The following is a 6,721-nucleotide window of genomic DNA, read 5'->3' on the forward strand; positions in this document are numbered from 1 at the left end:
TTTCTTAGTCTAAGGCTTTACCTTTTAATTCAGGGATTAAGAAAATTGTCGCTAACATATCAATTACGTAGATAATCGCAAGTAGGGCGATGGCAGTTTGGAAAGAGTAGGCGAGTACGACCGCACCCACGACCACAGGTCCAAATCCCCCTACGGCACGACCAATATTGAAAAGTACGTTTTGTGCGGTTGCTCGAGCTTCAGTTGGGTAGGCTTCCGCCATTAATGCACCGTAACCGCCCATCATTCCGTTCACAAACATACCTAAAAATGCCCCAGCGAGGAGCATGATGTCAGGATCGGTAAGTTGTGAGTAAACCACGATACTTATTACTGCGCCTAATTGGAAAAGTAAGAAGCTTGGTTTGCGTCCGATGCGGTCAGCTAGTTGTCCGAAAATCCAAATTCCAGCCATCATGCCGCAGACGGTAACGGCGGTCCAAAGTCCAGATTTAGTTAAACTGAATCCCAGTTGTTTTGATAAGAAATTAGGCAACCAAATCATAATGCCGTAATAACCGAAGTTTTGTACGGAGGTGAGTACCACGATACCAAGGCTAATTTTGCTCGTGGCTTTATCTTTAATAAGAAGCTGGAATGAACGTAATTTATCAGTAAAACTGGATTGCGTTGAAAGTGCGGTTTGTTTTTGAGTGAAAATTTCAGGTTCGTGCAGATGAGAACGTAAGAACCAAGCGACAAATGCAGGGAAGATACCCACCAAGAACATTCCACGCCAGCCAATATGCGGGAGCAATAATGGTGTCAGTAATGCAGCACCTAACACACCAGCTTGCCAACCCAAGGCAACATAAGATGCTTCTTTCGCTCGGTGACGTGCAGGCCATGCTTCCGCTGCTAGAGCCATCCCAATTCCAAATTCACCGCCTAAGCCAATGCCAGCAATTGTGCGATAAATCAGTAAATCCCAATAACCTTGTGCAATCGCACATAAACCAGTAAACACCGCAAAGAGAAGAATGGTCCAAGTCAGTACGCGTACACGACCGTATTTATCGCTTAATGCACCAAATAAAATACCGCCAAATACTGCACCAATAAGTGTCCATGTCACGAGAGATCCACCTTGTGCGGGTGTTAGATTTAAGTCTGCAGAAATTGCGCTAAGCATGAAACCTAAAATGAGAAGATCGAAACCGTCCATTGCATAGCCGACGGCAGAGCCAATTAAAGCTTTCCAGCCATAACTGTTTACTTTGTTTGTCATGATGTGTCCTTTTGTTACTCGCAGGTAACATTTAAAGTGAAAAGAGAGGTGATTAAAAAATCGGTGGCTAGTTTACTGCATTGATGAAAAAATTCAATGAGTGTAATAACAAAAATAATCAGAATTAAAAACTGAATTTGAATAAGAAAGAAAAGGGGAATTATTAGGGAATAAAATTAGGATGGCGGTGAGAAAGGGATTTGAACCCTTGATGCAGTTTCCCACATACACGCTTTCCAGGCGTGCTCCTTCAACCACTCGGACATCTCACCGTAAAAGGTGCGCAAACTATAAAGATTTGCTCCAGTTTAGTCAAGTTTTTTGCGCTAGAACATAAAAAACTTTTAAAAGTTTCGCTAGAATAACCTCACTTTATTTATCGTTTGTAGTTTTTTTATGCATATTAAAGCGTTATTTTCTAAAAATGTTTTTTTAGCCGTAAAACCCTTTAGCGCGCTGAAAGATTCTTTCCGTTTAGGCTATTCGAAAAAATCGCTGATTCGCGACATTATTTCAGGGTTGACCGTTGGTGTGATTGCGATTCCGCTTTCCATGGCTTTGGCTATTGCGAGTGGTGTACCGCCACAACATGGTCTTTATACGGCAATTATTGCGGGTATTGTTATCGCGCTGACAGGAGGTTCTCGTTTTAATATATCTGGGCCTACAGCCGCTTTTGTTGTGATTCTTTACCCTGTTACTCAACAATTTGGGCTAAGTGGTCTTTTGATGGCAACGTTGCTTTCGGGCCTAATTTTGGTTTTGATGGCGTTATTTCGTCTAGGGCGTTTAATTGAATATATTCCCTTGCCCGTCACCTTAGGTTTTACTTGTGGGATTGGCATTACTATTGGTACTTTGCAGATTAAGGATTTTTTGGGGCTTTCCATAGAAAAAATGCCGGCGCATTATCTTGAAAAAATCCAAACAATTTTTACCGCACTTCCTACGATAAATTGGGCTAATGCAGCGGTTGGTGTAGTAACACTATTAGTCCTGACTCAATGGCATAAATTGCGTTTGGCAGTGCCAGGGCATCTACCTGCCGTGATTATTGGTACAATTTTAGCTTTAGTATTACAGCATTTTGGTTTTGAGGTGGCGACGATTGGCTCTGCATTTCAATATACTTTGCCTGATGGTTCCATTGGTCATGGGATTCCTAATGTATTGCCAGATTTTTCTCTGCCGTGGAATATTCCTGATGCGCAAGGTGAATTAATTCATTGGGATTTTAATAGCTTACAAGCGTTGTTACCTGCTGCTTTTTCAATGGCGGTATTGGGCGCAATCGAATCACTTCTTTGTGCCGTGATTTTAGATAATATGACAGATACTAAACATCACTCTAATAACGAGTTATTAGCGCAAGGCTTGGGGAATATCATTTCTCCGTTTTTTGGAGGAATCACGGCAACAGCTGCGATTGCTCGTTCTGCGGCTAATGTGAAATCAGGGGCGGTATCGCCAATATCGAGTGTCGTGCACGCAATACTTGTTTTATTCGCTTTACTTTTGTTTTCGCAAGCCCTTTCTTATTTGCCTTTGTCATCTATGGCAGCTTTGTTGTTAGTGGTGGCGTGGAATATGGCAAGTGTGCACGAGATTATTCATCTTGCTCGCCGTTCAGGCAAAAATGAAATGGCAGTGTTGTTGACTTGTCTTATTTTGACCGTATTGTTTGATATGGTGATTGCGATTAGTGTGGGGGTGTTGCTTGCGAGTCTCTTGTTTATTCGGACGATTGCTGAGATGACAAAAGCCATTGAACACAATGCGCCTGAAGATTTAGATGATGTTTTGGTTTACCGAATTAGCGGTCCGCTTTTCTTTGCCGCTGCAGACAAATTATTTGCGGATTTGCATGATAGAACGGTTCATACCGATCATGAAATCCGACATATTGTGCTGCAATGTGATGCAGTGACCGTGCTTGATGCCGGTGGAGTTCATGCGCTTACTCGATTTGTTCAACACATGTTGCCCCATCAACAACTTTACTTGTGTAATATGCAATTCCAGCCGTTGAGAATGTTAGTTAAATCTAATTCTTCGCCAGATATTCAAAAAATTAATTTTGCGGCAGATTTAAACGAAACTTTCCATAAAATTCGTGACTTTGAAAAAACTACCCAATAATGAAAACTAAAGCGTGCTAGAATAGTGCGCTTTTTTATTACATCGTTCGAAACCATATCAAGGAATAATTATGCGTCCAAATAATCGAGAAAATAATCAACCCCGCCAAATTAAAATTACCCGTAATTACACCAAGCACGCTGAAGGTTCCGTGCTTGTTGAATTTGGTGATACCAAAGTGCTTTGTACTGCAACAGTGGAAGATGCTGTTCCGCGTTTCTTAAAAGGACAAGGGCAAGGTTGGGTCACGGCTGAATATGGAATGTTGCCACGTTCAACACATAGTCGCATGCAACGCGAAGCGGCTAAAGGTAAACAAGGTGGACGCACAATGGAAATTCAACGCTTAATTGCCCGCTCTTTGCGCGCGATGGTAGATCTCAAAGCACTTGGTGAACGAGCGATTACTTTAGATTGTGATGTTATTCAAGCGGATGGTGGTACTCGTACAGCGTCTATCACCGGTGCTGCTGTCGCATTATGTGATGCGATCAACGGTTTAATTGAGAATGGCACGTTAAAAACTAACCCAATTAAAGGTTTGGTTTCAGCGATTTCTGTGGGGATTGTTGAGGGTCAAGCTGTTTGTGATTTGGAATATGTGGAAGATTCTGCAGCGGAAACCGATATGAATGTTGTGATGATGGAAGATGGTCGCATGATTGAGGTGCAAGGCACCGCAGAAGGCGAGCCATTTAGCCATGAAGAATTATTAACATTATTAGATTTAGCGAAACAAGGCTGTAATCAAATTTTCATCGCTCAACGCGAAGCACTAGGCTTATAAACACAGTTTATAGGGATTAAAAAATGGAACAATATAAACGCGATTTTATCGAATTTGCTTTAAGCCGAAATGTATTGAAATTCGGAGAGTTTACTTTGAAATCAGGTCGTAAAAGTCCGTATTTCTTCAATGCGGGTTTGTTTAATACGGGGGCAGATTTAGCGCGTTTAGGCGAGTTCTATGCTGCTGCAATTCAGGCAAGTGCGGTAGATTTTGATGTGGTTTTTGGCCCAGCTTACAAAGGTATTCCAATTGGCACTTCAGTTTCGGTGGCGTTATTTAATCGTTATGGTATTGATAAACCCGTGTGTTTTAATCGCAAAGAAGTGAAGGATCACGGAGAGGGGGGCAATTTAATTGGTAGCCCATTGCAAGGAAAAATTTTGCTTGTGGATGACGTGATTACGGCTGGCACTGCGATCCGTGAATCTATGGAATTAATCAGTGCAAATAAGGCAGAGCTTGCGGCAGTATTGATCGCTCTAAACCGTAAAGAACGAGGAAAAGGCGAGCTTTCAGCAATTCAAGAAGTAGAACGTGATTATCAATGCCAAGTATTATCCATCATTGATTTAGATGATTTGATGCAATTTATCGAACAAGATCCGCGATACAGTAGCCATTTGCCAGAAATGCGTGCTTATCGTGCTGAATTTGGCGTATAAAACTTGAGAAATAAATTTTTGTCATCATTATAAATAACATTATAAAAATAACCGCACTTTGACTTAACAGGGGAAAGAATGGGATTTATTGGAAAAATTATAGGCGTATTTTTAGGTTGGAAAGTTGGTGGATTTTTTGGTGCGATAGCTGGGCTCATTTTAGGTTCTATTGCAGATAAAAAATTATATGAACTCGGCTCGGTAAGTTCTAGTTTCTTTAAAAAGAAAACAACGCGTCAAGACTTGTTTATGCAAACCACCTTTGCGGTGCTAGGACATTTAAGTAAATCGAAAGGGCGTGTAACAGAAGAAGATATTCAATTAGCTAATCAATTAATGATTCAGCTTAAATTGGATGATGCGGGGCGTAAATTAGCGCAGGATGCGTTTCGTCGTGGTAAAGAATCTGATTTCCCGATTCGTCAAGTTATCCGTGAATTTCGCATTGGCTGTGGGCAACGTGCTGATTTATTGCGAATGTTCTTACAAGTGCAGGTTCAAGCGGCTTTTGCCGATTCAGAACTTCACGAAAATGAGAAAGAAGTGCTTTATGTGATCGCTGAAGAACTTGGTCTTTCTCGTATGCAATTTGAACAAATGATTGCGATGGAAATGGCTGCCAGAGCTTTTACTCAAGGCGGTTTTTATCAGCAATATCAACAAGGCGCATATCAAGGTGGCTACCAATATCAACAACAAAATAGTGGTGGTTACCAACATGCTTCTGGCCCAACTTTAAATGATGCCTATAAAGTATTGGGTGTAACAGAGTCTGATGAACAAAATACGGTTAAGCGTGCTTATCGTCGTTTAATGAATGAACACCATCCAGATAAACTCGTGGCGAAAGGTTTACCGCCAGAAATGATGGAAATGGCAAAAGAAAAAACTCAACAGATTCAAGCCGCTTACGATTTAATTTGTAAAGCAAAAGGCTGGAAGTAGTGCGTGTAATTCTTGCGCCTATGCAAGGGGTTCTAGATCCCTTTGTTCGCCAACTTCTCACCGAAGTGAATGACTACGATTTATGTATCACAGAATTTGTTCGCGTAGTTGATCAACTTCTCCCTGAAAAAGTATTTTATCGTTTATGCCCTGAATTAAAAAATCAGGGCTTTACTTCCTCTAGCACGCCAGTGCGAGTGCAGTTGCTTGGGCAGCATCCAGAATGCCTTGCTGAAAATGCGATTCGTGCGATAGAACTTGGTTCTCATGGCATTGATTTAAATTGTGGTTGCCCTTCTAAAACAGTGAATGGCAGCAATGGTGGTGCGGCATTATTGAAACAGCCTGAATTGATTTATCATGCCACTCAAGCCTTACGCAGAGCTGTGCCAAGTGAATTCCCAGTTAGTGTAAAAGTGCGGTTAGGTTGGGATGATATTTCTCAAGCTTCTGAAATCGCAGATGCGGTAGAGCAAGGCGGCGCAACCGAAATTACAGTTCATGGACGTACAAAAGCCGATGGTTATCGTGCAGATCGAATTAATTGGAAAAAAATTGGCGAAATCCGCGAACATTTATCCATTCCAGTTATTGCTAACGGAGAAATTTGGCATTGGCAAGATGGGCAAGATTGCTTATCTCAAACAGGTTGTCAGGATTTAATGGTGGGACGAGGTGCGTTGAATATTCCGAATTTAAGCCATGTTCTGAAATCAAATGCAGAAAAAATGCCTTGGAATGAGATTCAAAAAATCTTGCAAAAATACGCTAATGTCGAAAATGAATATGACAGTGGTTTTTATCACGTGGCACGAATTAAACAATGGTTACGTTATTTGAATAAGGAATATGATGAAGCGAACCAAGTGTTTGATAAGATTAAGACTTGCCAAACTGCTGAAGATTTGAAATTACGTTTAAATGATAAATAAAAAAACCTGCTAATTAGCAGGTTTT

General features: G+C 41.1%; 6 protein-coding genes and 1 tRNA gene. 5 read left to right on the forward strand and 2 right to left on the reverse strand.

Features of this window, described 5'->3' with window-relative positions; translation table 11 throughout:
* Window positions 1-4 precede the first annotated feature (4 nt).
* Both ABW51_RS05190 and ABW51_RS05195 read right to left on the reverse strand, forming a co-directional pair.
* The gene (locus tag ABW51_RS05190; RefSeq protein WP_053465842.1) at window positions 5-1,228 is read right to left on the reverse strand and encodes an MFS transporter; all 1,224 of its coding nucleotides are present in this window, start codon (window positions 1,226-1,228) and stop codon (window positions 5-7) included.
* Window positions 1,229-1,410: 182 nt separating this feature from the next.
* A tRNA-Ser gene (locus tag ABW51_RS05195) sits at window positions 1,411-1,500 on the reverse strand.
* A 124-nt stretch (window positions 1,501-1,624) separates the two neighbouring features.
* Here ABW51_RS05195 and dauA point away from each other — a divergent pair.
* The 5 genes from dauA (at window position 1,625) to dusC (ending at window position 6,696) form a co-directional block, all read left to right on the forward strand.
* Window positions 1,625-3,367 (forward strand): C4-dicarboxylic acid transporter DauA, encoded by a 1,743-nt coding sequence (gene dauA / locus ABW51_RS05200; RefSeq protein ID WP_053465843.1) that lies wholly within the window; start codon window positions 1,625-1,627, stop codon window positions 3,365-3,367.
* Between the two features lie 70 nt (window positions 3,368-3,437).
* Entirely contained in the window at window positions 3,438-4,154 is a 717-nt protein-coding gene (gene rph / locus ABW51_RS05205; RefSeq protein WP_038439204.1) for a ribonuclease PH, read from the forward strand.
* A gap of 23 nt (window positions 4,155-4,177) precedes the next feature.
* Entirely contained in the window at window positions 4,178-4,819 is a 642-nt protein-coding gene (gene pyrE / locus ABW51_RS05210) for an orotate phosphoribosyltransferase (RefSeq protein ID WP_005644452.1), read from the forward strand.
* A 78-nt stretch (window positions 4,820-4,897) separates the two neighbouring features.
* Window positions 4,898-5,764, forward strand: a complete 867-nt coding sequence (gene djlA / locus ABW51_RS05215) for a co-chaperone DjlA (RefSeq protein WP_005636320.1) — start codon at window positions 4,898-4,900, stop codon at window positions 5,762-5,764.
* Entirely contained in the window at window positions 5,764-6,696 is a 933-nt protein-coding gene (gene dusC, locus ABW51_RS05220; protein ID WP_053465844.1) for a tRNA dihydrouridine(16) synthase DusC, read from the forward strand. Before djlA ends, dusC begins: the two co-directional genes overlap by 1 nt.
* The last annotated feature ends 25 nt before the right edge of the window (window positions 6,697-6,721 follow it).

Origin of the sequence: Haemophilus sp. C1, from assembly GCF_001276515.1 — a bacterium.
In the GTDB taxonomy this organism is placed as follows: domain Bacteria; phylum Pseudomonadota; class Gammaproteobacteria; order Enterobacterales; family Pasteurellaceae; genus Haemophilus.